At 63.1% G+C, this 25,708-nt stretch carries 23 protein-coding genes; 19 read left to right on the top strand and 4 right to left on the bottom strand.

What is annotated here, in order from left to right:
- Positions 1–52: 52 nt before the first annotated feature.
- Positions 53–1,597, top strand: a complete 1,545-nt coding sequence (locus tag P3T17_RS15045; RefSeq protein WP_429407563.1) for a methyl-accepting chemotaxis protein — start codon at positions 53–55, stop codon at positions 1,595–1,597.
- 80 nt (positions 1,598–1,677) lie between these two features.
- Here P3T17_RS15045 and P3T17_RS15040 read toward each other — a convergent pair whose 3' ends face one another.
- Entirely contained in the window at positions 1,678–2,646 is a 969-nt protein-coding gene (locus P3T17_RS15040) for an ABC transporter substrate-binding protein (RefSeq protein WP_429407561.1), read from the bottom strand.
- A 304-nt stretch (positions 2,647–2,950) separates the two neighbouring features.
- On the opposite strand from P3T17_RS15040, the gene P3T17_RS15035 reads away from it, so the two are divergent.
- The 4 genes from P3T17_RS15035 to P3T17_RS15020 all read left to right on the top strand — a co-directional run bounded on the left by P3T17_RS15035 (position 2,951) and on the right by P3T17_RS15020 (position 7,276).
- On the top strand, positions 2,951–4,030 hold the full coding sequence (locus P3T17_RS15035) for an LLM class flavin-dependent oxidoreductase (RefSeq protein WP_429407559.1): 1,080 nt from the start codon (positions 2,951–2,953) through the stop codon (positions 4,028–4,030).
- A gap of 11 nt (positions 4,031–4,041) precedes the next feature.
- Positions 4,042–4,869, top strand: coding sequence for a class II aldolase/adducin family protein (locus P3T17_RS15030; RefSeq protein ID WP_429407557.1), 828 nt, complete (start codon positions 4,042–4,044; stop codon positions 4,867–4,869).
- Positions 4,870–5,069: 200 nt separating this feature from the next.
- Positions 5,070–5,678 carry a cysteine dioxygenase gene (locus P3T17_RS15025; RefSeq protein WP_074265039.1) on the top strand — a complete coding sequence of 203 codons (609 nt, stop codon included), beginning with the start codon at positions 5,070–5,072 and terminating at the stop codon, positions 5,676–5,678.
- Complete coding sequence (locus P3T17_RS15020) at positions 5,675–7,276, top strand: rhodanese-related sulfurtransferase (protein WP_429407556.1); 1,602 nt, start codon at positions 5,675–5,677, stop codon at positions 7,274–7,276. Before P3T17_RS15025 ends, P3T17_RS15020 begins: the two co-directional genes overlap by 4 nt.
- 94 nt (positions 7,277–7,370) lie before the next feature.
- Here P3T17_RS15020 and P3T17_RS15015 read toward each other — a convergent pair whose 3' ends face one another.
- Positions 7,371–8,285 (bottom strand): LysR family transcriptional regulator, encoded by a 915-nt coding sequence (locus P3T17_RS15015; protein ID WP_429407554.1) that lies wholly within the window; start codon positions 8,283–8,285, stop codon positions 7,371–7,373.
- A gap of 339 nt (positions 8,286–8,624) precedes the next feature.
- Between P3T17_RS15015 and P3T17_RS15010 the strand changes: the two genes are divergently transcribed.
- The 4 genes from P3T17_RS15010 (at position 8,625) to P3T17_RS14995 (ending at position 12,839) form a co-directional block, all read left to right on the top strand.
- A complete protein-coding gene (locus tag P3T17_RS15010) occupies positions 8,625–9,503 on the top strand; it encodes an ABC transporter substrate-binding protein (protein WP_429407900.1) in 879 nt (292 codons plus the stop codon).
- A 109-nt stretch (positions 9,504–9,612) separates the two neighbouring features.
- Positions 9,613–10,806 (top strand): acyl-CoA dehydrogenase family protein, encoded by a 1,194-nt coding sequence (locus P3T17_RS15005; RefSeq protein WP_429407552.1) that lies wholly within the window; start codon positions 9,613–9,615, stop codon positions 10,804–10,806.
- A gap of 501 nt (positions 10,807–11,307) precedes the next feature.
- On the top strand, positions 11,308–11,865 hold the full coding sequence (gene bamE / locus P3T17_RS15000) for an outer membrane protein assembly factor BamE domain-containing protein (protein ID WP_074265035.1): 558 nt from the start codon (positions 11,308–11,310) through the stop codon (positions 11,863–11,865).
- Between the two features lie 17 nt (positions 11,866–11,882).
- The gene (locus tag P3T17_RS14995) at positions 11,883–12,839 is read left to right on the top strand and encodes a patatin-like phospholipase family protein (protein ID WP_074265034.1); all 957 of its coding nucleotides are present in this window, start codon (positions 11,883–11,885) and stop codon (positions 12,837–12,839) included.
- Here P3T17_RS14995 and P3T17_RS14990 read toward each other — a convergent pair whose 3' ends face one another.
- The gene (locus P3T17_RS14990) at positions 12,840–13,451 is read right to left on the bottom strand and encodes a class I SAM-dependent methyltransferase (RefSeq protein ID WP_074265033.1); all 612 of its coding nucleotides are present in this window, start codon (positions 13,449–13,451) and stop codon (positions 12,840–12,842) included.
- A 351-nt stretch (positions 13,452–13,802) separates the two neighbouring features.
- Here P3T17_RS14990 and P3T17_RS14985 point away from each other — a divergent pair, with 351 nt between their 5' ends.
- The 10 genes from P3T17_RS14985 (at position 13,803) to astE (ending at position 24,544) form a co-directional block, all read left to right on the top strand.
- The gene (locus tag P3T17_RS14985; protein WP_429407898.1) at positions 13,803–14,492 is read left to right on the top strand and encodes an ABC transporter permease; all 690 of its coding nucleotides are present in this window, start codon (positions 13,803–13,805) and stop codon (positions 14,490–14,492) included.
- A gap of 13 nt (positions 14,493–14,505) precedes the next feature.
- Complete coding sequence (locus P3T17_RS14980) at positions 14,506–15,219, top strand: ABC transporter permease (protein ID WP_074265031.1); 714 nt, start codon at positions 14,506–14,508, stop codon at positions 15,217–15,219.
- Between the two features lie 49 nt (positions 15,220–15,268).
- Positions 15,269–16,093 carry an ABC transporter ATP-binding protein gene (locus P3T17_RS14975; protein ID WP_143787523.1) on the top strand — a complete coding sequence of 275 codons (825 nt, stop codon included), beginning with the start codon at positions 15,269–15,271 and terminating at the stop codon, positions 16,091–16,093.
- 31 nt (positions 16,094–16,124) lie between these two features.
- Positions 16,125–17,177 carry a GlxA family transcriptional regulator gene (locus P3T17_RS14970; protein ID WP_074265029.1) on the top strand — a complete coding sequence of 351 codons (1,053 nt, stop codon included), beginning with the start codon at positions 16,125–16,127 and terminating at the stop codon, positions 17,175–17,177.
- A 137-nt stretch (positions 17,178–17,314) separates the two neighbouring features.
- On the top strand, positions 17,315–18,550 hold the full coding sequence (locus P3T17_RS14965; RefSeq protein ID WP_429407549.1) for an aspartate aminotransferase family protein: 1,236 nt from the start codon (positions 17,315–17,317) through the stop codon (positions 18,548–18,550).
- A gap of 31 nt (positions 18,551–18,581) precedes the next feature.
- Positions 18,582–19,646, top strand: coding sequence for an arginine/ornithine succinyltransferase subunit alpha (gene aruF / locus P3T17_RS14960; protein ID WP_074265027.1), 1,065 nt, complete (start codon positions 18,582–18,584; stop codon positions 19,644–19,646).
- Positions 19,643–20,683 (top strand): arginine N-succinyltransferase, encoded by a 1,041-nt coding sequence (gene astA / locus P3T17_RS14955; RefSeq protein WP_429407547.1) that lies wholly within the window; start codon positions 19,643–19,645, stop codon positions 20,681–20,683. The genes aruF and astA overlap by 4 nt, the downstream gene beginning before the upstream one ends.
- A 2-nt stretch (positions 20,684–20,685) precedes the next feature.
- Complete coding sequence (gene astD / locus P3T17_RS14950) at positions 20,686–22,149, top strand: succinylglutamate-semialdehyde dehydrogenase (RefSeq protein WP_429407545.1); 1,464 nt, start codon at positions 20,686–20,688, stop codon at positions 22,147–22,149.
- 9 nt (positions 22,150–22,158) lie between these two features.
- Entirely contained in the window at positions 22,159–23,499 is a 1,341-nt protein-coding gene (gene astB, locus P3T17_RS14945) for an N-succinylarginine dihydrolase (RefSeq protein ID WP_429407543.1), read from the top strand.
- Entirely contained in the window at positions 23,483–24,544 is a 1,062-nt protein-coding gene (astE, locus tag P3T17_RS14940) for a succinylglutamate desuccinylase (RefSeq protein WP_429407541.1), read from the top strand. The genes astB and astE overlap by 17 nt, the downstream gene beginning before the upstream one ends.
- Before the next feature lie 178 nt (positions 24,545–24,722).
- Here astE and P3T17_RS14935 read toward each other — a convergent pair whose 3' ends face one another.
- Positions 24,723–25,460 (bottom strand): acetoacetate decarboxylase, encoded by a 738-nt coding sequence (locus tag P3T17_RS14935; protein ID WP_074265023.1) that lies wholly within the window; start codon positions 25,458–25,460, stop codon positions 24,723–24,725.
- Positions 25,461–25,708 lie beyond the last annotated feature (248 nt).

Genomic DNA, 25,708 nt, shown 5'->3' with positions numbered 1-25,708 from the left:
CCCCTCTTTGATTGGGCGCCTTCGGGCGCCCGTTTATCGTAAGGAAGTCGAAATGCCGTCTTCCCGCTTGTCCATAAACAGCCGTCTCGGTCTTTCGATGGCGTTTCTTGGTCTTCTGCTGATTGCCATCGGTTTGGCCGGCCTCGCCGGAATGAGTGAAAGTAACGGCGCGAATCGCACAATGTATTTGGAGCAACTGCCGAAATCGATCGCCATTGGCGAGATGACGATCATGGTCGGCAGGCAACGCACCACGCTGGATCGTGCCGCGGTGAATCCCGGCTCGGATGACGCCAGGCAGATGTACGTCACGTTAAAGGACGTCCGGCACGCCGCCGATCAGGCCTGGAACCAGTACATCGCATTGCCGCGCGATGCCGGCGAGGACCGTCTCGCCATGCAGGTCGCAAGCGAGCGCGCGGCGACCGAGCGCGAACTGGACAAACTCCAGGACGCCGCCATGCGGAGCGACCGCGAAGCGATCCCCAAGGTAATGATCAATGTCGGGACGATCTACACGCGCATGCAACTTGCGGCCACTGCATTGAAGGCCTATCAGTTCAACCAGGCCAGGAGCGAATACGAAAGGGCGGGGCATACGTACATGCTGTTTCGTATCGGCAGCATCGTGGCAATCCTGGTTGGCGTGCTGGCTGCCTTCGGCAACTGGTACATGTTGCGCCGTGCCATTCTCGGGCCAGTGAACGAAGCGGTCGTGCATTTTGAGCGGATCGCTCAAGGCGATCTTAGCCACGACATCGAGGTGCGCTCCAGAGACGAGATGGGGAACATGCTCCAGTGCCTCGTGAATATGCAGCAAGGTCTGACCGACGTGGTGAAGTCGCTGCGCGAAGGAAGTAACGCGATCGCCACTGCGACGCGAGAAATTGCTGCCGGAAACGCCGATCTGTCGGCACGGACCGAGGCGCAGGCGGCATCGCTCCAGGAAACCGCATCGAGTACCGAGCAATTGTCCAGCACGGTGAGCCTGAACGCCGAAAATGCGCAACGTGCGACCGATCTGTCCGCGTCGGCTTCCGAGGTTGCGCGAAAGGGGCATCAGGTCATGTCCAGAGCGGTAAGCACGATGCAGGAGATCAGCCAAAGCTCGTCCGCGATCTCCGAAATTACAACCATGATCGAGAGCATCGCTTTTCAGACCAATATTCTCGCGCTGAACGCGGCGGTCGAAGCCGCACGCGCCGGCGAGCAGGGGCGTGGCTTCGCCGTCGTGGCCAGCGAAGTGCGTACGCTGGCTCAACGCTCGTCAGCTGCAGCCAAGGAGATCAAGGGACTCCTTACCAATTCGACAGCACGCATCGATGCCGGCTCGACTCTGGTGAACGAAGCTGGTGACACCATGAACGAAATCATCGGAGCCGTGGCCCGCGTGCATGCGATCATGGCGGAAATTCTGGCGGCGTCGCAGGAGCAGAGCCACGGTTTGAGTCAGGTCAGCACAGCGGTCAACGCGATGGATCATGCGACCCAGCAGAATGCCGCGCTCGTCGAGGAATCTTCCGCCGCGGCCCGTTCGCTGCAGGATCAGGCGCAAGCGCTGGCGAAATCCGCTGCGTCGTTCAAGTTGCCCGGTTGACAAGATACGCCCGACCCGAGCCCATTGGCGCAATCAGACAGGGCCCAGCGAGACCGCAGCACGAACATGCTCAAAAATCTCTAACCGAGGCCTTGCGCCGTAATCGCTCGCACATCCACCTTCGTCGGCAGGATCTGTTGCTCGAACGCGCGGTCGGCGACCTTTTGCAGCGCTGCGATGTCCGCGTCGCTGACGGGCCGTTGCTGCAAGGTGGCGCGAGCGGTGATGACTCTCGCCGTCTCGATAGGGAGGCGCGTTACCGTCGCATACACCTGCGCGTACGCTTCAGGATGTCCGACAGCCCACGCGCCGGCGCGCTGAAAGCGTTGCAGCGCATCGCTCAACGCCGGGCGCTTCGCCTGGTCCGCGGCCGCCGCGCCCGAAGCGGTGATGAAGGCAAGTCCGGTGTTGATGCCGGAGCCGTCGCGTAATACGCGGCCTCCGCGCTGCACAGCGGTGCCGAAATACGGATCGAAGGTCGCCCATACTTCAAGCTGGCGCGCCTCGAACGCCGCAAAGGCGTCGACGGGCAGCACGAAGCGCACGTTCACGTCGTCACGCGCGAGTCCGGCTTCGGCCAGCGCGCCATACAACTGGTATTGCGAAATGCTGCCGCGCGCCGACGACACCACCACAGTCTTGCCTTTCAGATCGGCTACATGCCGTAGCGGTGAATCGGCCTGGACGACGATCCCGAGCGAGGTCGGCGTTCCGACGCGGGTCGCGACAATCTTCAGCGACGGATCGCCGATTGCCGCCGCGAGCACGGGCAGATCGCCCGCGGGCGCGAGATCGACCGCGTTCGCGCGCTGAGCCTCGAAGAGCGGCGCAGCGCCCTGGAAGTTGGCCCAGCGAAACGCATAGGGCGTGCCGTCCAGCACGTGGGCCGCTTCGGCTAGCGCGCGCAGTCCGCCGGCCTGATCGCCAAATACCAGGGTGGGCTCTGCAGCCAGCGCATCCGTCGCAGCGAGCCACGCCGCAGCGGGAGCGAGACCACAGGCGGCAAGGGTGTGCAGAATCCGGCGGCGGTCGGAGCGAAAAGCGGTCATCGGTGTAGTTCCACGAAGAGGAAAACGCAAACAGGAAGCGGAAGGAAGCCGCGGAAAAAGCGGCAAGCATGAATTGGCCGGCACAGTTCGCGGAACGGCCGGAACATGCTGTCGCGGAGCGAGGTTAGCAACCGCTTCGAGCCGTCACAAACATGCAATTGCGATATCTTTATCGGCTATCAATATTTAACGAACGCATGTTGCGGTGCTACCTTTGAGGCTTGCCTGACATCCCGTCCGGGGTGTTGCCGCCGGCCCGCGTTCAGCGCGTCCGGCGTTCTGTCGATCATCGGGGAGACGCATCGTGGCAGTCGAATTCATCGGCATGATCCAGACTCGCAAGGTCTCGGAAACGCACGCGCCGCAAGGCCCGTCAATAGATACCGCTTACGTGGAGCAGTTCGCACGGGCCCACGAGAACGCCGGCTTCGACCGCATCCTCGTTCCGCATCACTCGACCAGCCCCGACGCGCTGCTGACCGTCGCGCAGGCCGCGAGCGTGACAAGTCGCGTGCATTTCATGCTCGCTCACCGGCCCGGTTTTGTGGCGCCGACGCTAGCCGCGCGTCAGCTCGCGACGCTCGATCATTACTCGGGCGGCCGCCTTGCCGTGCACATCATCTCCGGCGGCGACGACGCCGAGCAACGCCGCGACGGCGATTACCTGTCGCACGACGAGCGCTACGCACGCACCGACGAGTACGTGTCGATCCTGCGCCGCATCTGGACCTCGGATACGCCGTTCGATCACGAGGGCAAGTACTACCGCTTCGAGCGCGGTTTCTCCGAAGTGAAGCCGGTGCAGCAACCGCATATTCCGGTGTATTTCGGCGGGGCCTCGGCACCCGCGCTTGAAATCGCCGGCCGGCATGCCGACGTCTACGCGCTGTGGGGCGAATCGAAGGCGCAGGTGCGCGAGCAGGTCACGCGGGTGCGCGCGGAAGCCGCGAAGCATGGCCGCACGGTGCGCTTCTCGGTGTCGTTCCGGCCGATTCTCGCGGATACCGAAGCCGCGGCATGGGAACGCGCTGAGCATATTCTCGAAGAGACCAAGCGGTTGCGTGCCGCCCAGGGCCTGGGCGTAGGCGGCCCCGCGCAGAGCGAAGGTGCCCGCCGCTTGCTGGCGGCTTCAGGCGAGGCGGATCGAGTCGACGAGCGCTTGTGGACCGCGATCGCCAAGGAAATCGGCGGCCGTTCGAATTCGACGGCTCTGGTCGGCACACCGGAGCAGGTGGCCGACACGTTCGCGGAGTACTATGCGTTGGGTGTGACCACCTTCCTGATCCGCGGCTTCGACCCGCTTGAAGATGCGATCGACTATGGCCGCGCGCTGATTCCCGCCACGCGCGAGCGCATTGCTCGCAGCGAACGCGTGGCAGCCTGAACGGAGGAACAATGACCGATCTATCTCTGCCTGCTGTTCCCGCTACAGAAACGTCGACGTTGCAACGTCATGCGCCGCTGCGCAAATTCTGGTTCGATGAAGTGCCGCCGCGCGCGAGCGTCGCTGAGGAGCGCCGCTATCGGCAAGAGCGGCTCGCCGTCGCATTTCGCATTTTCGCGCGCTACGGTTTCGATCAAGGCCTTGCGGGTCACATCACGGCGCGCGATCCGGAATGGCCCGATCACTTCTGGGTCAATCCGTTCGGCAAGCATTTCAGCCGGATTCGCGTTTCCGACCTGCTGCTGGTGAATTCGCAAGGCGAGATCGTGGTGGGCGAGGGGCCCGTCAATCAGGCGGCTTTCGCGATTCATGCTGCGATTCATGAAGCACGGCCCGATGTAGTGGCCGCTGCGCACACGCACTCGCTGTATGGCAAGGCGTGGTCGACGCTCGGACGCACGCTCGATCCGCTCACGCAAGACTCGTGCTCGTTCTACCAGGACCACGCCCTGTTTGACGATTTTCGTGGGGTCGTGCTCGATACGGAAGAAGGGGCGCGCATTGCAACGGCGCTCGGCACGAATCGCGCGGTAATTCTGAAGAACCACGGCATCCTGACCGCGGGACCGACCGTCGAGGCAGCGGCGTGGTGGTACATCGCACTCGACAATGCGTGTCACGCGCAATTGCTCGCCGAGGCGGCCGGCAAGCCGCAACCCATCCCACACGACATTGCCACATTGACGCACGAACAGGTGGGGCGAGCGGGTGGCGCATTGTTTGCGTTCCAGAGCCTGCTGGAGGGTGTGGTCGCCAATGAGCCGGACGTGTTCGACTGAGGACAATCCGCTCAAGATGACAATGCCGTCTGCGCCGCCGGTATCGCTGCGGCGCAGCGGCCCCATCCCGCTGCGGATGTGCGTACACTAGACCAGGTCGTCGTCAACCCGATCTCGAACCAGAACAGAGCGTCGCGCGGACTCTGAAGGCCGCCAGCGCCGCCGCACCTTTTCTCGACCCTCATTTTTTCCATTACCTCATGAGCCAGATCTTGCGGCTTGACCGCTTGCGCACATTTGTCGAGCGGATCGCATCGTTACTCGACGATGCTCTCCCCGAAGCCAGTCTGCTGGAAGCGGGCGGCGCCGCGCTGCGTGAACTGGTTGCGCACGACGACTGGTTGCCCGACGCGTACGCGCGTCCAGACCCCGAGCGCTATCAGCAATTCCTTCTGCACGCGGATGCTCGTCAGCGCTTCTCTGTGGTGAGTTTTGTCTGGGGGCCAGGACAGGCCACGCCGGTTCACGACCACACCGTTTGGGGCCTGATTGGTGTCTTGCGTGGTGCGGAAATCGCACAGCCATATTGTCTCGACGAAAGCGGCACGGTGATTGCTTCTGATGGGGCAAGGCGGCTCGAAACTGGTGCCGTCGATGCGGTCTCGCCGCGCATTGGCGACATTCATCGGGTTAGCAATGCATACGACGACCGCGTGTCGGTCAGCATTCACGTTTATGGTGCAAATATCGGGGCGGTGTCGCGCTCGGTTTACCCCGGGGAGGGTGGCCGCAAGACATTTATCTCCGGTTATTCCAACGACGTGTTGCCGAATATCTGGAATGTATCGAAGGAGATCGCAATCTCATGACCATTGAGACTGAATTCCGTAGCCGTTCATTCGAAGACGTGCGCCGCGCATTACTCGAGCGCCGCGAAATCGCATTGCTCGACGTACGCGAGGAAGATCCGCATGCACGCAGCCATCCGCTGTTCGCCGCCAATCTTCCGCTATCGAAACTTGAACTGGACGCGCCGTTGCGGTTGCCACGCCGCAGCGTGCCAATCGTGGTGTTCGACGATGGCGAAGGGCTCGCGGTGCGCGCGGCGCGCCGTTTCGTTGAACTGGGTTACACCGATGTCACATTGCTGGCCGGCGGTTTGCGCGGTTGGGCCGACGCAGGTGGCGAACTGTTTCAGGACGTCAACTCGGCGAGCAAGGCCTTTGGCGAACTGGTGGAAAGCGAACGGCATACACCGTCGCTCGAAGCGCCGCAATTGCAGGAACTGCTCGACAGCGACGCCGACGTGGTCGTGCTCGACGCGCGCCGCTTCGACGAGTATCAGACCATGAACATTCCCGGCAGCATCAGCGTGCCGGGTGCCGAACTGGTGCTGCGCGCGCGGCAACTCGCGCCGAACCCGTCGACGCAGATCGTTGTCAACTGCGCGGGACGCACGCGCAGCATCATTGGTGCGCAATCGCTGATCAATGCGGGCGTGCCCAATCCCATTGCGGCGTTACGTAACGGCACGATCGGCTGGACGCTCGCCGGGCAAACGCTGGCGCACGGCAGCACGAAGCGCTTCGATCCGGTTACCGTCGATTCGGTGCGGGTCGCTGCAGCGGCCTCGGCGCGCGCAGTGGCCGATCGCGCTGAAGTGGGCCGCACTTCGCGCGACGAAGCGCGTCGTTGGGCAGAGGAAGCCGTGCGCACGATCTATCGTTTCGACGTGCGTTCGCCGCAGGAGTACCAGGCGAGCCATGTGCCCGGATTTCGCAGCGCGCCTGGCGGGCAGCTTGTGCAGGAGACCGATATGTTCGCGCCGGTGCGCGGTGCCCGCGTGATTCTCGCGGACAGCGACGGCGTGCGCGCAAACATGACGGCCTCGTGGCTCGCGCAGATGAATGTCGAGGTGTACGTGGTCGATGGTCTGACGCCGGCCGATTTCACGGAAGAGGGCGCAGCGCCGGTCGCGCGCAACGCGGTGACCCCACCTGTTGCCGACGAGATTTCGCCGACGGACCTCGCGATCCTGCTGCGTGCGCCCGGCACCGTCGTGCTGGATTTCACGGCGAGCGCGAACTATGTGGCGCGGCATATTCCCGGTGCGTGGTTTGCGTTGCGCGGACAACTGGCGGATGCGCTGCCCAACTTGCCGGAAGCGCAACGCTATGTGGTGACCTGCGGGACCAGTGCGCTCGCACGCTTCGCTGCGCCGGAACTGGCCGGATTGACGGGCAAGCCGGTACAGGTGCTGACGGGTGGGACGACGGCGTGGATCGCGGCGGGTCTGCCGCTCGAGAGCGGCGAGACGCATCTCGCGTCACCGCGCATCGATCGTTATCGTCGTCCTTACGAGGGCACGGATAACGCGCACGAAGCGATGCAGGCCTATCTGGACTGGGAGTACGGACTGGTCGCGCAACTGGCGCGCGATGGCACACATGGGTTTCATGTGATCTGAGCGGCAGCCCTTGCTGTTTTGAGGGTCGCGCTGGTCGGTCCAACGCGCACCACATGCTGAAGCAGGCATGCGCGCGCGTTGGTTTGTCTTGTCCTCATGCTGCCTGAGATTGCAGCCGTGCCGCCTTGAATTGCCGCTCGACGGCGGCGCCGAAACGCTCCACGGGCTGCTGCAGCTTGCCGAGCACGCGCGGATGCACGAGCCAGATATCGATCAGCGGCTTGAAGTCGCTCACGGTCACCACGTCCAGAGCCGCTGCGTAACGGCTCGTCTGCAGCAAGGGCAGCGGCACGAGCCCCAAGCCGTTGCCGTCGGCGACGAGCTGCAATTGCAGTTCGGTGCCGAGCGTCTCCATGTTGAGCTTCAGCGTGAGACCGAGACCGGTCAAGGCACGCTGCAGACCTTCGCGAAACCCGCAGCCATCCGGATTCAGCACCCAGCCGATCGCCTGACATTCCGCCAGCGTATGCGCGCGTTTTTTCAGCGTGCCATGCGGCGCCACGACGGCGAGTTTGACGCGTCCCAGCGAGCGCGCGGCGAGCGACTCGGCGAACGTCTTGTTGGCCGGGAGCAACATTGCCGCGGCATCGAGTTCGCCGGCTTCCACCCGTTGCAGCAACTGACTCCCCCAGCCGCTCGAGGCACGCGCCTGTAACTCGGGGTAGGCCGTGCGTAGTTCGCGCATGGCATCGGGCAACGCGATATCGGCGATCGTCTGCGCGACACCCAGGCGCAGTGCGCCGACCGGCGGCGAATCGTTCGCGACCAACCCGCGCAACACGTCCAGTTCGCGCTGGATGACGCGGCATTGTTCGTAGACGACGCGTCCGGTTGCGGTGGCCTTCAGCGGACGCGTATTGCGATCGAGCAGTTCGATGCCCAACGCTTCCTCGAAGTTTTGCAGCCGGCGCGTGATGGCGGGTTGCGTGAGGCCGAGTGTCTGCGCGGCCTGCTGCAGCGACTGGGCGCGGATGACGGCGACATAGGCGTCGATATCGTCGATCTTCATGTTGAGCGATGAGGTAAGAGAGCAAGCAAATCGTGCGTTCGATGATACCTGCAATGAGGCCGGTTCACGCTGCCGCGCGTAGCAAGATCCGCATATTTGCTTAGAAGAATAATGCGTTTGTCTTATACAAGTACGTGCCGTATCTTCGTTGCTGACTAGTCCGTAGCGAACGATATGACGACAACACGTTTTCTCTCCCGTGGGTTTTTCACGCCTCTTGCGTTTGTTGCGGAGATGGCCTCGCCGCGTCTTCGTGACGCGGTGGCAACAGCATTTGCAAAAGCGTTTGTACTGGCAGCGTTGGCATTGACCTCAGCGGGTCTGACCACATGGCCTGACATGGCGTGTGCCGCCGATCTGCCCGTGCTGAAAGTCGGCGACCAGTCGCTGCAAACACGCGGCATTCTCGAAGCGTCGGGACAACTGAAGGATCTGCCGTACCAGATCGAATGGTTCAACTTTCCTGCTGCGCAGCCACTCGGTGAGGCACTGAACGCGGGTGCCGTGGATGTGGGCGGCCTCGGCGACGCGCCGCTGGTGTTCGCGCTTGCAGCGGGCGCCCAGGTGCGCGCGGTGGCCGCGACGCGCTCGCATCCGGTCGATCTCGCGATCGTCGTCGGCGCGCATTCGCCGCTCACCGATGTGGCGAGCCTGAAGGGCAAGCGTATCGCCACGACGCGCGGCTCGATCGGTCACTTCCTCGTGCTCGCGGCACTGAAAAAGGCCAATATTCCGCTCTCCGATGTCACGCTGGTCTTCCTCGCGCCAGCTGATGCAAAGGCGGCGCTTGCATCGGGCAGCGTGGATGCCTGGTCCGTGTGGGATCCATACACGGCGTTAAGCGAGTCCCGCGATCACGACCGTATTCTGGTCAATGGCGTCGGCCTGTCGGAAGGGCTGAGTTACCAGGTTGCGACCGAACGCGCCATCGCCGATAAACGTGCGGTGCTAGCGGACTTCTTGCGGCGCGTGGCGCTTGGCCAGCAGTGGGCGCTGTCGCATCCCGAGGAAGTCGCAGCGATGCAGTCGCGCGTGACTGGCTTGCCGCCCGACGTGCTGAAAACCGTCTATCAACGCGGTCAGGTGCATCCGGTCGCGATTGACGACGATGTGATCGCGGCGCAGCAGCGTACCGCCGACACCTACACAGCCGCCAGCGTCATTCCCGCGCGCCTCGATGTCAAAGCGAGCTTCGACCGCAGTTTTCCTGTGCCTTAAACTTGTGAACTGCCGGCCCCGAGTCCTTAAGTATCCTTAAGTGTCCGTGAGCCGTCAGCAGGCCTGAACATGACCACGGCCGCCACAGCGCGGCCGCGCCGGAGTTGCGATGAACGCCCCCGAGTTCGAACCCACCGCCGCGCACGCCGCGGCGCGACGCCATCCGCCGCTTGATAGCGACGTGTTCGATGCGTTGCTTGAGCAACTGACCAGCGAGTTCGCGGCAAGCGCCGCGGACTACGACCGTAGCGGCGATTTTCCCCATGCCAATCTGGCGCGCCTGCATCAGCACGATCTGCTGTCGCTGACGGTGCCGGCCGATCTCGGTGGTGCGGGCGCCAGCCTGCCGCAAGCACTGAAGGTAGTGCGTGCGGTGGCGCGTGGCGAGCCATCCACGGCCCTCGTGCTGGTCATGCAGTATCTGTTTCATCATCGCTTGCAGGGCAACCAGAACTGGCCGCGTGAGTTGCGTCAGCAGGTCGCCCGCGAAGCCGTTCGCGACGGCGCGCTGATCAATTCATTGCGGGTCGAGCCCGAACTCGGCACACCGGCTCGCGGCGGTCTGCCCGGCACACTTGCTGCGCGTAGCGGCGACGGCTGGATTATCAACGGCAGCAAGATCTATTCGACCGGCAGCCCCGGCCTGACGTGGCTGGCGGTGTGGGCGCGCAGCGACGAAACACCGCCGCGTGTCGGCGTGTGGCTCGTGCGACGCGACACGCCGGGCGTGCGGGTCGGTGCGCTGTGGAATCATCTCGGCATGCGCGCGACGGGCAGCCATGAAATCGTCTTCGACAACGTCTTCGTGCCGGCGGAGCATGCCGTCGACATCCAGTTGCCCGGCGCGCCGGGCGCCGGACTGGACGCGCTTGGCATGGCATGGATGAGCGTGTTGCTGTCAGCGGTTTACGACGGGGTGGCGCGTGCGGCGCGCGACTGGTTCGTGCATTGGGCGACGACTCGCGCGCCCGCCAATCTCGGCGCGCCGCTCGCGAGTCTCGCGTCGTTTCAGCAAACGCTTGGCCGCATCGATGCGCTGCTGTTCAGCAACCGCGTGCTGCTCGATGCGACGGCGCATATCGAGCGGGTGGCGCTCGACGAGGCACCGCTCGCCAAATACACGGTGACGAATCAGGCGATCGAAGCGGTGCAACTGGCTGTCGAAGCGAGCGGCAATCCGGGCTTGAGCCGTGATAATCCGCTCGAACGTCACTACCGCGATGTGCTGTGCGCACGCATCCACACGCCGCAAAATGACTCGGTGTTGCAGGGTGTCGGACGGGCAGGATTTGCGGTGGGCTAGTCAGCGTCCATTCATCAGAAGATTCAGTGTAAACGCTGGCTCGCACAATCAATTTAATGCGTCTAAATTATCGCCACCTGGGCAAAATAGTCGAGGGACCAGACGGCCGTGTGCAGCGGTCTGTCACGGGCGAAAGCGTAGGGTCAGCGGCCATCTGCGGCTGATTGCTTCGTTCAGCCGGACCGCTGCGTGTCGTCTTGGGTCTCTCTTCATCCCATCTGTAGCCCGGTCATCCCGCGGCGAGTCTCCCTCCGTTTGTGCATGCCTTCGTGGCGCGTGGATAAGCTCCGCCGCGTGGCACTTTCAGTGGTCCATCCATTCCCCGTCCCTTGTTCCGTTGAGTCTCGCCGGTAGCAGGCGCGGCGCACTGCGCTGCATCGTCACCGCGTGGCTGTCCTGCCGGCGAGGCTGCCCGCCGGGGCGCCTCGCTGCGTCTGCGGGTGAGCTTTTGCTATCCTGTCGTTAAACCTTCACATAACGGACCGTATCCCCACTTCCCAGATGGCATCGAACTACCGATTGCTCACCGTCGCCGTGCTGGCCGCTTCGCTCGCGCTGGCGGGTTGCGACGACCAACAGGGCCAACGTGCTGTGCAAAAACTCAAGGAACTGTTCAACGCCATCAAGCCGGACGCGCTGTTGCTCAAGGGCCTCACGCCCGGCGTGACGACTGAGGCGGAAATTCGCAACCAGATGGGCAAGCCGGAAACCGAACGCACGTTTACCGACGGTTCGAAGCGCCTCGAATATCCGCGCGGCCCGCAGGGGCTCAACACCTATATGGTCGACATCGACCGTGACGGCAAGCTGCAAGCCATTACTCAGGTGCTGACCGCGGCCAACTTCGCGAAGATCCAGCCCGGCATGACCGAGGACGAAGTACGCCGTCTGCTCGGCAAACCGGGCCAGGTGGCGGTGTTTCCGCTCAAGCCCGAAACCGTCTGGAGCTGGAAGTGGCGCGAGGGCGGCGTGACGGAAGAGGGTTTCTTCAACGTGCACTTCGATGCGTTTCACAAGGTCTATACGACATCGCGTTCCGACGTGATACGTGGACGATAGGACGACAAGGAGAAAACATGCTGCGGCGACGTGCTCACTCGCGCATTGGTCTCGTGCTCGGCGGCGGCGCTGCGCGGGGCTGGGCGCATATCGGCGCCATCCGCGCGCTGCATGACGCGGGCATCAAGCCGGACGTCGTGTGCGGCACCTCGATCGGCGCGCTGGTCGCGGCGGTGTACGCGAACGGCGATCTCGACTGGCTGGAGGACTGGGTGTCGCGTCTGACCTGGCAGACGGTGCTGCGCCTGCTGGACCTGCGCATTTCCGGCGGCCTGCTGGGTGGACGCAAGGTGATCCAGGTGTTCGCCAACCGGTTCAACGGACGTGAGATCAGCCAGTTGCAGATGCCTTTTGCCGCGGTGGCGACTGAACTCGATTCGGGCCGCGAAACATGGTTGCAGGACGGCAGTGTGGTGGATGCTGTGCGAGCGTCGATCGCAATTCCGGGTATTTTCACGCCGGTGTGGCATAACGGCGTGTGGCTCGTGGATGGCGGTCTGAGCAATCCCGTGCCGGTGTCGGTGGCGCGCGGCATGCGTGCCGATTGCGTGATCGCGGTGGATCTGAACAACGACATTCTCAATGGCCGCGACTTCGGCGGCCTCACGGCTGCAGCCTCACCGGTGATCGATCCGACCGCGCCGCCGCCCGGTTCGTTGCGCAAGAACGGCAAGCCGTGGCCGCGCTGGCTCGCGCCTTCGGAGGACGAGGTGGCAGCCGACGTGCGCGTCGCGCCCGAACCAAGCGCCCGGGTGCCGTCGATGCTGAGTTCGGTCGCGCAGAGCATCGACATCATGCAGGTGCGGATCACGCGCAGCCGTCTGGCGGGAGAGCCCGCCGACATCCTGATTCAGCCGCGCCTGGGCGGCATGGGCATTTTCGATTTTCACCGCGCGGCGCCGGCAATTGCCGAAGGGCGCGCGGCGGTCGAGCATATGCTGCCGGCGATTCGCGCCCGGCTGGGGATTGAGTGATCAGACGCCGCCGAGATTCTTCGAGGCAATGACCCGGCAGATCCGCTTGCCCGAGCTTTCGCTCGTCACGTCTTCGAATAGCAGAATCGCGCAGTCGACGAGCGCGTCCACTACCACTTTGGGCTCGAAGGCGGCGTACAGCCGCCCGTCGGGCTGACGTGTGTCCTCGCCTTCGGTGACGCGCCATGACAGATACAGCACACCGTTCGGTCGCAAGAGGCGCCTGAGATTATCCACGGCGAGAGGAATCGATTCGGCCGGCAAATGCATGATCACCGTCTCGCAGACGATATTGTCGAAACGTTCCTCGATCTCCTCGAGCGCCGGCAAGGTGGCCTCGCGAAACTCGATCTCCGGATGCAGACGGCGCGCTTCGGCAAGCAGGCCCGGCGATGCGTCGAAGCCAGTGACCTCGTAGCCGTGCTCGGCCAGCCATCCCGCATCGCGGCCGTTGCCGCAGCCGATCTCGGCGGTCGTGCCTTGCGGCACCAGATGCGTTTCCAGCAATGCGTAGAGGTCGTTCGGAGGCGGCTGGTCCAGCCATTCCTGGCTGTAACGGGCGGCGTCCTTCGTGTAGGCATCGAGCGTCGTGGAGTCGAAACGGGCAGTCATGCTCGAAGTCCTCGGGGGAGTTGTGCGGGCGGGGATATACACCCCAGGCAACCGCAGTGTAGCGGGGTTTGCCCTGATCGTGACTGCAAGTCGCGCCCAGGCCCGCGCCGCGCCGTCTATCGAAAAAGCGACCCGAAACTTGCTAAATCGCCACGCGTGGACCCGTGGTCCAACGCGCTTGCCAACACCTATCGCCCGCTAAAACAGGCGTTTTACGCCGTCACCACGCTGAATCGTCCAATGTTGCGTCGCAACACGGCAGCGGCGGCCTGTTTGAGCAAATCTTTTTCGCTTGCGAGTATCCGCGCCATGCCTGAATCCTGAACCCCCGACACCTGGATGGAGACAAACGTGTTCCTTTACGGCTTTGGTCCGGTGCTCCTCGCCGGCACGATCCAGACGATCGAACTGTCGGTCCTGTCGCTTGCGGCGGCGGTCCTGCTCGGGCTGGCCGGTGCGGCGGCGAAACTCTCGTTCAACCGGCCGCTGCGCGCGCTCGGCACGGCTTATACGACGCTGATCCGTTCGGTGCCCGATCTCGTGCTGATGTTGCTGCTGTTCTACAGCATCCAGATCGCGGTCAACGACCTGACCGACGCATTGAATCTACCGCAGTTCGACATCAACCCGTTCGTGGCGGGCGTCATCACGCTGGGCTTCATCTACGGCGCGTACTTCACCGAAACCTTCCGCGGTGCGTTCCTCGCAGTACCGCGCGGCCAGCTCGAAGCGGGCGCGGCCTACGGCATGAGCGGAGCGCGCGTGTTCACGCGCATCCTGTTTCCGCAGATGATGCGTTTCGCGCTGCCAGGCATTGGCAACAACTGGCAGGTGCTGGTGAAGGCGACCGCGCTGGTGTCGATCATCGGTCTCGCGGACGTCGTCAAGGCCGCCCAGGACGCCGGCAAGAGCACCTTCAACATGTTCTTCTTCATCCTGATCGCCGCGCTGATCTACCTTGCCATCACCACGGTGTCGAATCTCGTCCTGATCTGGCTGGAGAAGCGTTATTCGATTGGCGTGCGGCACGCCGAGCTCTGAGAGAAAAGACACGATGATCGAAATCCTTTCCCAATTCGGCCGGGCTTTTCTTTACTGGGACGGTCAGCGTCTCTCCGGCCTTGCGGTGACCTTGTGGCTGCTGGTGGCGTCAATCGGTATTGGCTTTGTCTGTTCAATCCCGCTGGCGGTGGCGCGCGTGTCGAAGAAGCGCTGGCTGTCTACGCCGGTGCGCATCTACACCTATGTGTTTCGCGGCACGCCCTTGTATGTGCAGTTGCTGCTGATCTACACGGGCATGTACAGCCTCGAGTTCGTGCGCTCGCACCAACTGCTCGACGCGTTCTTCCGTAGCGGTTTCCATTGCGCTATTCTCGCGTTCGCGTTGAACACCTGTGCCTATACGACCGAGATTTTCGCGGGGGCGATCCGTTCGACCTCGCACGGCGAAGTGGAAGCGGCCCGCGCCTACGGCATGAGCTGGTTCACCATGTACCGCCGCATCATCGTGCCGTCCGCGCTGCGCCGTGCGCTGCCGTTGTACAGTAACGAAGTGATCCTGATGCTGCATGCCACGACCGTAGCCTTCACCGCGACCGTGCCGGACATCCTCAAGGTGGCTCGCGACGCCAATTCGGCCACCTACGATTCGTTCAGCGCGTTCGGTATCGCGGCGCTGATCTATCTTGCGGTATCGTTCGCGCTGGTGGCGTTGTTCCGGCGCGCCGAGCGGCACTGGCTGGCGTATCTGGCGGTGCGGCCGCATTGAGCGGCATGATTTTGCCGCGGGTCACCGCGTCACCCCTGTTATATGTTCCATGACAGGTTCGAATTCACCTTGGGAGAGCGACTTGCTCCACACGACTCAGACTGAAGCCTGCAAGCTCGCCGTGCAGGACATCCACAAGCGCTATGGCGATAACGAAGTGCTCAAGGGCGTGTCGCTAAACGCCAACAAGGGCGACGTGATCAGCATCATCGGCGCGAGCGGGTCGGGCAAGAGCACGTTCCTGCGCTGCATCAACTTTCTGGAGCGGCCGAACGCCGGGCAGATCGTCGTGGATGGCGAGACGGTGCGTACCAAGGCCGATCGCGGTGGCAATCTGGAAGTGGCCGACCACAAGCAGTTGCAACGCATCCGCACGAAGCTCGCGATGGTGTTCCAGCACTTCAACTTGTGGGCGCACATGAACGTGATCGAGAACATCATCGAGGCGCCGGTTCACGTGCTTGGGCTGTCGCGTCGCGAAGCGGAAGAGCGCGCTCGAGAGTATCTGGAGAAAGTGGGTCTCGCGCCGCGGCTGGAAAAGCAGTATCCGTCGCATCTCTCCGGTGGCCAGCAGCAGCGAGTGGCGATTGCCCGCGCGCTGGCGATGAACCCCGATGTGATGCTGTTCGACGAGCCGACGTCCGCGCTCGATCCGGAGCTGGTCGGCGAAGTGCTGAAGGTCATGCAGAAGCTGGCCGAAGAAGGCCGCACGATGATCGTCGTCACGCACGAAATGGGCTTTGCGCGCAACGTGTCGAATCACGTGATGTTTCTGCACCAGGGCCGCACGGAGGAAGAGGGCGTGCCCGCCGAGGTACTCAGCGCGCCACGCAGCGAACGCCTGAAGCAGTTCCTCTCCGGCAGTCTGAAGTAACGCCCACCGCGCGTCATACATTACTTTGCCGATGGCTCGACCGTCCAGTCCGACCCGCACCACGCAGGTGGCAATCGTTGCATTGCCGCCGGTGTCGATGTCGGGCGTCGGGCCGATTGTCGATGCTCTCAATCTTGCCAATGAGATCGATGGCCGCGCGTTATACCGCTGGCAGGTGTGTTCGTGGGATGGCCGTCCGGTGCCGCTCGCGGGCGGCGCGCAATGGCCGGCGGATGCGGCCTTTGGCGATGCCATCTCCTGCGACTGGCTGATCCTCGTCAGCGAACGGTTTCAGCAGTTCGCCGATTATCGCCTGTTCCTCGCCAGTCTCTCGCGCGTCGGGCAACGCACGCCGCTCGTCACGGGCATCCATCATGGCGTGTGGTGGCTTGCCATGGCGGGGCAGTTGTCCGGTTATCGCGTGAGCGTCAACTGGGAAACCTATCAGCAGTTCTCCGAGCAGTTCGAACGCTCGATCGTCACCCAGCAGATCTTCGAAATCGACCGCGACCGCGCCACCTGTGCGGGCGGCCAGGCGACCGTGGACTTCATGCTGGCGATGATCGCGCGTGACCACGGCCCCGAACTCGCTGACCGCATTGCCGATACGCTCGGCGTCGGCGTGTTGCGCGCCGGTGAAGAGCGGCAACGCATTCCCTACGTGACGGCACCGGGCGAGCGCCATCCGCGTCTGAACGATGCCCTGCTGTTGATGGAAGCGAATATCGAAGATCCGCTAACAAGCGATGAAATCGCGGGCCTCGTCGGCGTGTCGCGCAGGCAACTGGAGCGGCTGTTTCGCCAATACCTCGGCTCGATGCCGTCCAAGTACTACCTTGGGCTGCGTCTGTCGAAAGCGCGTACGCAGTTGCAGCGCACCAGCAAATCCGTCGTGCAGATCAGTCTCGCGTGCGGGTTTTCGTCGGCGGCGCACTTTTCGAATGCGTATCGCGAGCGTTTCGGCGTGACGCCGCGCGAGGACCGTCGCAACTGGATCGAAAAGCAGACGAGTGCGACCGGCACGGCAACGAGCGAACCGCGGCCAGCCGCGTTGATCGAACGTCCTGATGATACGGCGCGTTAGTCATGGGCCATGCCAGCCAACCCATGTGGCATGCGACGGCAACAAGCCCGACAGAACGCGTCGCGTATGAGCAAGACGTTTCACACGCGGTTATCTACACTGAAGCTATTACCCGCTACCTGTAACGAGGATTTGCCATGAACGACCAGACTGTGACACGCCAGACTTTCGACGAAGTGATGGTGCCGGTGTTCTCTCCCGCCGCCTTCGTGCCGGACCGCGGTCTCGGGTCGCGCGTCTGGGATACGCAGGGCCGCGACTATATCGACTTCGCGGGCGGCATCGCCGTCACCGCGCTTGGCCACGCGCATCCAGAACTGCTGAAGGTGCTGAGCGAGCAGGGCGGCAAGCTTTGGCACATTGGTAACGGTTACACGAACGAACCGGTGTTGCGTCTCGCCAAACGTCTCGAAGCGCTGACGTTCGCCGACCGCGCGTTCTTCGCCAATTCCGGCGCCGAAGCGAACGAAGCGGCGCTGAAGCTGGCGCGTCGCGTCGCTTTCGACCGTCACGGTATCGAGAAGGACGAAATCATCTCGTTCACGCAGTCGTTCCATGGCCGCACGTTTTTTACCGTGAGCGTCGGCGGTCAGCCGAAGTATTCGGAAGGCTTTGGACCGGTGCCGCAAGGTATCCGTCATCTGCCGTACAACGATATCGAAGCCGCACGCGAGGCGATCGGCGCAAAAACCTGTGCGGTGATCGTCGAGCCGATCCAGGGCGAAGGCGGCGTGATTCCGGCGGATCCGGCGTTTCTGAAAGCGTTGCGCGAGGCGTGCGATCAGTATGGCGCACTGCTGATTTTTGACGAGGTACAAACGGGTGTGGGCCGCAGTGGCACTTTCTACGCGTACGAGGACACCGGCGTGACCCCGGACATCCTGACCACGGCGAAGTCGCTCGGTAACGGCTTCCCGATTGGCGCGATGCTGACGACCAACGAACTCGCCGCACATTTCAAGGTGGGTGTGCATGGCACGACGTATGGCGGCAATCCGCTCGGTGCGGCGATTGCGGACAAGGTGGTCGAACTGATCAGCGACCCGAAGCTGCTCGAAGGCGTACGTTCGCGCAGCGAGACGCTCAAGGGGCATCTGGCGAAGCTCGACGAGCGCTTCGGCATTTTCAAGGAAGTGCGCGGCAAAGGATTGCTGATTGGCGCGGAACTGAACGATGCCTTCAAGGGCCGCGCCAAAGACTTCGTGACGGCAGCGGGCCAGCACGGCGTGATCATGCTGATGGCGGGTCCCGACGTACTGCGTTTCGCGCCGTCGCTGATCGTGCCGCTCGACGACATGAGCGAAGGTTTTGCGCGTCTGGCAAAGGCAATAGAAGCAGTGATCGGCGCGACAGCTGAAGCGCCGGCCCGTTAATCTGGCGTCACACTCAACCAACGGAACGACGATGCTCTTCGTACGCCCCGGCCGCCTCGCCGATCTCGATGCGCTCGAACATATGGCGCGCACGGCTCAACCCGTGCTGCACTCGCTGCCGCATGACCGCCGTGCGCTCGAAGCACGCGTCGCGCTGTCCGAAGACTCGTTTCGTGCGGAAGTCGATTTTCCGGGCGAGGAGTTTTACCTGTTCGTGCTCGAAGATAGCGAGACCGGCAAGCTGCTGGGCACGGCGAGCATCGTTGCCGCCGCCGGTTACTCGGAGCCGTTCTATGCATTTCGCAACGACGCGTTGATTCACGCGTCGCGCGAGCTGCATGTGAATCGCAAGATTCACGCGCTGACGATGTCGCATGAGCTCACCGGCAAGAGCCGGCTGGCGGGCTTCTATATCGACCCGTCGCTGCGTGGCGACGCCGCCGCGCATCTGATGTCGCGCTCGCGGATGATGTATATCGCCGCCAATCGAAAGCGCTTCACCTCCGAAGTGTTTTCGCTGCTGCTGGGCGTGACGGATGACGACGGCGTGTCGCCATTCTGGGAAGCGGTGGGGCGCAAATTTTTCGGCCGTAATTTCGCGGACATCGAAATCGAATCGGGTGGCCGTAGCCGCACCTTTATCGCTGAAGTGATGCCGAGTTATCCGGTGTATGTGCCGCTGTTGCCGGAATCGGCGCAGCGTGTGCTCGGCGAGCCGGACGAAAAAGCGCTGCTCGCGTATGAGATTCACCTCGAGGAAGGCTTCGAAACGGATCGCTTCGTGGATATCTTCGATGCGGGTCCGGTGTTGACGGCTCAGATCGATCGCAGCGCCTGTGTCAGGCGCAATGAAATGAGGACAGTACGCGAAGCGGCAGCCGGCGAGCGTGGCACCACGTGGCTGATCGCCAGCAACCGCGCGGACGACTTCCGCTGCGTGCTGGCCGCTTTACCTGACGAGAAGGCAATGGGCGCGCCGCTGCCGCTAGCGGTGCGCGACGCGCTTGGCGTGCAGAACGGCGACCCGGTGCGCTGTGTAGCGCTGCATCAGCCGGCCGAAGAGCATCCCTACGAACTTTCGGGAGAAGCAGAATGATCGTCGTTCGCGTCGTGCAGACGGGCGATGTGGACGCGCTCGTCGCGCTCGCTCAGGAGACTGGCCCTGGTCTCACCACGTTCAAGCCTGACCGCGATGCACTCGAAGCGCGCGTGGCGCGTTCGCGCCGCACGATGGAAGACAAGGCCGCGCCGCATGAAGCAGGCTACTTCTTCGTGATGGAAGACACCGCTACCGGCGACGTGGCTGGCGTATGCGGCATCGAAAGTTCGGTCGGTCTGGAACAGCCGTTTTACAACTATCGTGTGAGCACGGTGGTGCATGCGAGCCAGGATCTGGGTATCTGGACACGCATGCATGCGCTCAACATTTCGCACGACCTGACCGGCTACGCGGAAGTCTGCTCGTTGTTCCTGAGCCCACGTTACCGCACGAGCGGCGTGGGTGGCTTGCTGTCGCGCTCGCGCTTCATGTTTCTCGCGCAGTTCCGTGAGCGCTTTCCACAGCGTCTGTGCGCTGAATTGCGCGGCCATTTCGATGCGAACGGCACCTCGCCATTCTGGCGCGCGGTGGGCTCGCATTTCTACCAGATCGATTTCAACGCCGCGGACTATCTGAGCTCGCATGGCCGCAAGGCATTTCTCGCCGAGCTGATGCCGCGCTATCCGGTGTACGTCGAGCTGTTGCCGCAGGAGGCGCAGGATTGCGTCGGCCTGACGCATAACGACACGATTCCCGCGCGCCGGATGCTCGAATCCGAAGGGCTGCGTTACGAGAATCACGTCGATATTTTCGATGCGGGTCCGGTGCTCGAATGCCATATCGCCGACTTGCGAACGGTCCGCGAGAGTGTGGTGGTGCCGGTCGAGATCTTCGCGCTGGGGGCAACGCCCGCGCCGCAGGATGGGCCGAGGTCGCTGGTGTCGAATACTTCGCTCGGCGATTTCCGCGTCGGCGTTGCGGCAGGCGTGCCGAAGGACGGCGTGTTCCGTCTTGCCGCCGACGAAGCCGCGGCGCTCGACGTGAAGGCCGGCGACCCGGTACGGGTGCTGCCGCTGAAACATAAACAGGGATGATCATGACTGAGCTTTTCATCGACGGCGAATGGGCCGCCGGCACAGGACACGTATTCACCTCGCGCAACCCCGGCACGGGTGCGACGGTGTGGGAAGGCCACAGCGCATCTGCTGAAGACGTGGACCTTGCAGTGCGCAGCGCGCGCGATGCGTTTGCAACGTGGTCGACATTGAGTCTTGAAGATCGCTGCGGCATTGCGCGCCGTTTCGCTGCGCTGCTGACCGAGCGCAAGGAAGCGCTGGCCGAAGCGATTGGCCGTGAGACTGGCAAGCCGTTGTGGGAAGCACGTACCGAGGTGGCGTCGATGGCGGCCAAGGTCGAGATTTCGATTCAGGCGTACAACGAGCGCACCGGCGAAAAGCGCACAGCGATGGCAGACGGCACTGCTGTGCTGCGGCATCGTCCGCATGGTGTGGTGGCAGTGTTCGGGCCGTATAACTTCCCGGGGCACTTGCCGAATGGGCATATCGTACCTGCGCTGATCGCTGGTAACGCGGTGGTGTTCAAGCCGTCCGAACTCGCGCCGGGTGTCGCCCGTGCGACCGTCGAAGTGTGGCGTGACGCCGGCTTGCCCGCGGGCGTGCTGAACCTCGTGCAGGGCGAGAAAGGTACCGGCATCGCGCTGGCGAATCACCGGCAGATCGACGGGCTGTTCTTCACCGGCAGTTCGGACACGGGTACGTTGCTGCACAAGCAGTTCGGCGGCCGTCCGGAAATCTTGCTGGCGCTGGAGATGGGCGGCAACAATCCGCTCGTGATCGGACCGGTTGAGGATATCGACGCAGCAGTGCATCACACGATTCAATCCGCTTTCCTGTCGGCCGGGCAGCGCTGCACTTGCGCACGTCGTATCCTCGTGCCGAATGACAGCTTCGGCGACCGCTTTATCGAGCGTCTTGCCGATGTGACTTCACGTATCACAGTGGGCGAATACAACGCCGAGCCGCAGCCGTTCATGGGCGCGGTAATCTCGGCGCGGGCGGCCGCACGCCTCGTCAGCGCGCAGGCGCATCTGCTCGAAGCCGGTGCCCGTTCCCTGTTGACGATGGAGCAGCGTGACCCGCAACTCGGCTTCGTCACCCCGGCCATTCTCGATGTGACGAACGTGCACGACCTGCCCGACGAAGAGCACTTCGGCCCGCTTGCGCAAATCATTCGCTATGCGAATTTCAATGACGCGATCGAGCGCGCCAACGATACGGCCTTCGGCTTGTCCGCAGGCCTTCTTGCCGACGACGAAACCCTGTGGACGCACTTCCAGCGCACGATCCGCGCCGGTATTGTCAACTGGAACCGGCCGACCAATGGTGCGTCGTCCGCGGCGCCGTTCGGTGGCACGGGACGCTCGGGCAACAACCGTCCGAGCGCGTATTACGCTGCCGACTACTGCGCCTATCCGATGGCCTCCGTCGAAAGCGCGCAACTGCAAATGCCCGCGAGCGTGTCGCCGGGCCTTCATTTCTGAGGATCGACGATGCAAGCCACTGAAGCCAATTTCGACGGCCTCGTCGGCCCGACGCACAACTATGCCGGGTTGTCGTTCGGCAATGTCGCGTCGCAGAACAACGAGAAGTCCGTCGCCAATCCGAAGGCCGCTGCGAAGCAGGGCCTGCGCAAGATGAAGCAGCTTGCCGAGCTCGGTTTCCATCAAGGCGTGCTGCCGCCGCAAGAGCGGCCGTCGATGCGCCTGTTGCGCGAACTCGGTTTTTCCGGCGACGACGCGACGGTGATTGCGCGTGTCGCGAAAGATGCGCCCGAGTTGCTGGCCGCGGCCAGTTCGGCATCGGCGATGTGGACAGCGAATGCCGCCACGGTGAGCCCATCGGCGGATACCGAAGACGGCTGCGTACATTTCACGCCGGCCAATCTGTGCAGCAAGCTGCATCGTGCCATCGAACACGAGTCGACGCGCCGCACGCTGCGCGCGATCTTCGCGGACCGCGACCGGTTCGAAGTGCATGAAGCGCTGCCTGGCACGCCGGCACTCGGCGATGAAGGCGCGGCGAATCACACGCGCTTTTGTGCGGAATATGGCACAGGTGGTGTCGAATTCTTTGTCTATGGTCGGAGCGAATATCGGCGTGGACCGGAGCCGAAGCGCTATCCGGCGCGTCAAACCTTCGAGGCGAGCCGCGCGGTTGCGCAGCGTCATGGGCTTGCGGAAGCGGCGACTGTCTATGCGCAGCAGAATCCCGACGTGATCGACGCTGGCGTGTTTCACAACGACGTGATTGCGGTCGGCAATCGCAACACGCTGTTCTGTCACGAACTGGCGTTTGTCGAGCAGCAAGCGGTGTACGACGAGCTGCGAGCGAAGCTTGGCAAGCTCAATGCGAAGTTCGACGTGATAGAAGTCCCGGACGCGCGGGTGGGTGTGAGCGATGCCGTGACGTCGTATCTGTTCAACAGCCAGTTGCTCACGCGCCCCGACGGCAAGCAGGTGCTGGTCGTGCCGCAGGAATGCCGCGAAAACCCACGGGTGGCGGAGTATCTGGATGGCTTGACCTCGCACGGCGGCCCGATCGACGATGTGCTGGTGTTCGACCTGCGCGAGAGTATGAAGAACGGCGGCGGCCCGGCTTGCCTGCGTTTGCGGGTGGTGTTGAGCGAGGCTGAACGCGCGGCGGTTACGCCCGGCGTGTGGATCACCGACACGCTGTTTGGCCGGCTCGATGCGTGGATCGAAAAGCACTATCGCGATCGCCTCGCGCCGGCCGATCTGACCGATCCGAGCCTGCTGCTCGAATCGCGCACGGCGCTGGATGAGTTGACGCAGATTCTCGGGCTGGGTTCGTTGTATGACTTCCAGCGCTGAGCACGGCATGACACACGACCCGCGCAATGCACTGTTGAGTGATTTTCTTGCCTACACGTTAGCGGGCACGCAGCCGTCAGCGGGTGAAGCCAAGGGCGTGTGCGCAAATGGCGTGCGCTGGACGTGGCTTGACGAAGGCATCCTGCAATTCGAACCTGCTGAGGCTTCGGGCAAGCAAAGCGTGCTGGCTTCGGCCGGTGTGCACGGCGACGAGACTGCACCGATCGAACTGCTGTCGGGGGTGGTGCGCGATATCGCCGAAGGGCGGACCGCGCTGACGTGTCGTCTGCTGGTGATACTGGGCAACGTCGCCGCGATGCGCGCCGGCTGCCGTTACGTTGACGACGACCTGAATCGGCTCTTCAGCGGTCGGCATGCTCAGGTGCCGAATAGTCGCGAGGCGCCGCGTGCGATTGCACTGGAACACGTAGCGGCACAATTCTTCGCAGATGCCTCCGATGCACCAGGCGCCCGCTGGCACGTCGACATGCATACGGCGATTCGCGCGTCGGTCTTCGAGCAGTTTGCGCTGCTGCCGCACACCGGTGCGCCGCTCTCGCGGGCGATGTTCGAATGGTTGCGCGATGCGTCCATTTCGGCGGTGCTGCTCCATACGACGAAGGGCAACACGTATTCGCATTTCACTGCGCAAGTGTGTGGTGCCGAAGCTTGCACGCTGGAACTCGGCAAGGTGCGGCCGTTTGGCCAGAACGACCTCGCGCGTTTCGCCGGCGCGGATAGGGCACTGCGTGATCTGCTGGCTGGCGTTGAAGACAACGCAAGCGAACCTTTGCCGCGCGTGTTCACGGTGATCGATCAGATCACGAAGCAAAGCGATGCGTTCGAATTGCTGGTTGCAGCAGATGTGCCGAACTTCACGCCATTCGAGCAGGGCACGCTGCTCGCGCGCGATGGCGATTATCGTTATGTGGTGCGTCGTGCCGAAGAGCGCATCGTGTTTCCGAATCCCACCGTGAAGCCGGGTTTGCGCGCCGGATTGCTGGTGATCGAGACGACCGGGGAGACGCTCGCAGCGCTTGCCTGAACAATCCGCCGTACTTCAACGTTGCGGCGATGGGCCCATCGCCGCATTCCCCACACCTTGTACAATCCCGCCCTCGCGGCCGGTCCGCCCTCGTGACCGGTTGCGCTGCAAAATCACAACGGCCGCATTCGCGGCCGTTGCCTCTGATGCACCACCATCCGCCATCCGGCGACTGCGCCTACTTCAGATAGTCGAACGCCACTTCGCCGAGACCCAGCGTCAGATCCGCCAGCAAATGGCGCGCTTCAACAATCTCCAGCACCGGCAATTCCGCAACCGGCGCGAGCGCGTGCGGCGACAGCTGCAGCGCAGCCGGCCCGGTCCATGCGCCCTTGAGGTCGATATCCTGCAGGTAGTAGCGCACCAGTTCGCAGATACGCGGCGTACCGTCGACGTGCGGCATGACCTTCAGCAGGAAGTTTGGCGCTTCAAGGCGTTTCTTCTGCTGCACGAGATCGAGCTGGCGATGCTTGTAGCCCATCGTGCCGGTGGCAATGCGCACAGGACCGTAGTCGAGCGTGCCCACGAGCGTGTCGGTATGCACTTCGAGTACCGGCTTGGCGAGCTTCTTCGGAAAGCCCCACAGTTCGCGGCCACCTGCGATCGGCGGATGGTCGTCGAGATACATCGCCAGCGTGTAGCTGCCGGCAACGCCGTTATAGGACACCGGAATCACCTGTCCGCTTTCCGTGTAGTCGCCGAAGCCGGTCGAGTCCGGCATGCGGATGAACTCGTAGTGCACCAGCGGCTCGCCGATTTCCAGCGGCTCGGGCACGACGGCGCGCAGCTTGGCCGGGTCGGTGCGGTACGTGATGATCAGGAATTCCCGGTTAATGAACCGGTAGGGGCCGATCGGGAACGCCGGGCTCGTAATCGGCATGGCGAAGGCATTGTCTAGCACGCTTTTGACGTCCATGGTTTTCCTTGGTGGTTAATCGCGGGTTGGAACGCTTCTGCACTGCACAAGAGTATCGTCGATTCGCGACTTGCTCGCATTCTCGTTGCGGGAATTGAATATTTTTTGAAAATCGCGCATAGCCGTGCCTGAGGGGAGCGGCCTGCGCTAAAATCGAAGAACGTCGCAAAGCGGCGTCATGCGGCGCTCTCAGCCCGATTTCGGGTCCGATCGCACGCCATGTGAGAAGCAAAAAACAGCAGGAAGCG

This window comes from Paraburkholderia sp. GAS82, from assembly GCF_050436285.1.
Taxonomy (GTDB): Bacteria; Pseudomonadota; Gammaproteobacteria; order Burkholderiales; family Burkholderiaceae; genus Paraburkholderia; species Paraburkholderia phenazinium_B.
This window is presented reverse-complemented; position numbering and strand designations above follow the sequence as displayed.

Bases quoted from the DNA above. Each gene is read 5' to 3' on its own strand.
- P3T17_RS15045 (WP_429407563.1), top strand. From the start codon at position 53: ATGCCGTCTTCCCGCTTGTCCATAAACAGCCGTCTCGGTCTTTCGATG.
- P3T17_RS15040 (WP_429407561.1), bottom strand. From the start codon at position 2,646: ATGACCGCTTTTCGCTCCGACCGCCGCCGGATTCTGCACACCCTTGCC.
- P3T17_RS15030 (WP_429407557.1), top strand. From the start codon at position 4,042: ATGACCGATCTATCTCTGCCTGCTGTTCCCGCTACAGAAACGTCGACG.
- P3T17_RS15025 (WP_074265039.1), top strand. From the start codon at position 5,070: ATGAGCCAGATCTTGCGGCTTGACCGCTTGCGCACATTTGTCGAGCGG.
- P3T17_RS15020 (WP_429407556.1), top strand. From the start codon at position 5,675: ATGACCATTGAGACTGAATTCCGTAGCCGTTCATTCGAAGACGTGCGC.
- P3T17_RS15015 (WP_429407554.1), bottom strand. From the start codon at position 8,285: ATGAAGATCGACGATATCGACGCCTATGTCGCCGTCATCCGCGCCCAG.
- P3T17_RS15010 (WP_429407900.1), top strand. From the start codon at position 8,625: ATGGCGTGTGCCGCCGATCTGCCCGTGCTGAAAGTCGGCGACCAGTCG.
- P3T17_RS15005 (WP_429407552.1), top strand. From the start codon at position 9,613: ATGAACGCCCCCGAGTTCGAACCCACCGCCGCGCACGCCGCGGCGCGA.
- bamE (WP_074265035.1), top strand. From the start codon at position 11,308: ATGGCATCGAACTACCGATTGCTCACCGTCGCCGTGCTGGCCGCTTCG.
- P3T17_RS14995 (WP_074265034.1), top strand. From the start codon at position 11,883: ATGCTGCGGCGACGTGCTCACTCGCGCATTGGTCTCGTGCTCGGCGGC.
- P3T17_RS14990 (WP_074265033.1), bottom strand. From the start codon at position 13,451: ATGACTGCCCGTTTCGACTCCACGACGCTCGATGCCTACACGAAGGAC.
- P3T17_RS14980 (WP_074265031.1), top strand. From the start codon at position 14,506: ATGATCGAAATCCTTTCCCAATTCGGCCGGGCTTTTCTTTACTGGGAC.
- P3T17_RS14975 (WP_143787523.1), top strand. From the start codon at position 15,269: ATGACAGGTTCGAATTCACCTTGGGAGAGCGACTTGCTCCACACGACT.
- P3T17_RS14970 (WP_074265029.1), top strand. From the start codon at position 16,125: ATGGCTCGACCGTCCAGTCCGACCCGCACCACGCAGGTGGCAATCGTT.
- P3T17_RS14965 (WP_429407549.1), top strand. From the start codon at position 17,315: ATGAACGACCAGACTGTGACACGCCAGACTTTCGACGAAGTGATGGTG.
- aruF (WP_074265027.1), top strand. From the start codon at position 18,582: ATGCTCTTCGTACGCCCCGGCCGCCTCGCCGATCTCGATGCGCTCGAA.
- astA (WP_429407547.1), top strand. From the start codon at position 19,643: ATGATCGTCGTTCGCGTCGTGCAGACGGGCGATGTGGACGCGCTCGTC.
- astD (WP_429407545.1), top strand. From the start codon at position 20,686: ATGACTGAGCTTTTCATCGACGGCGAATGGGCCGCCGGCACAGGACAC.
- astB (WP_429407543.1), top strand. From the start codon at position 22,159: ATGCAAGCCACTGAAGCCAATTTCGACGGCCTCGTCGGCCCGACGCAC.
- astE (WP_429407541.1), top strand. From the start codon at position 23,483: ATGACTTCCAGCGCTGAGCACGGCATGACACACGACCCGCGCAATGCA.
- P3T17_RS14935 (WP_074265023.1), bottom strand. From the start codon at position 25,460: ATGGACGTCAAAAGCGTGCTAGACAATGCCTTCGCCATGCCGATTACG.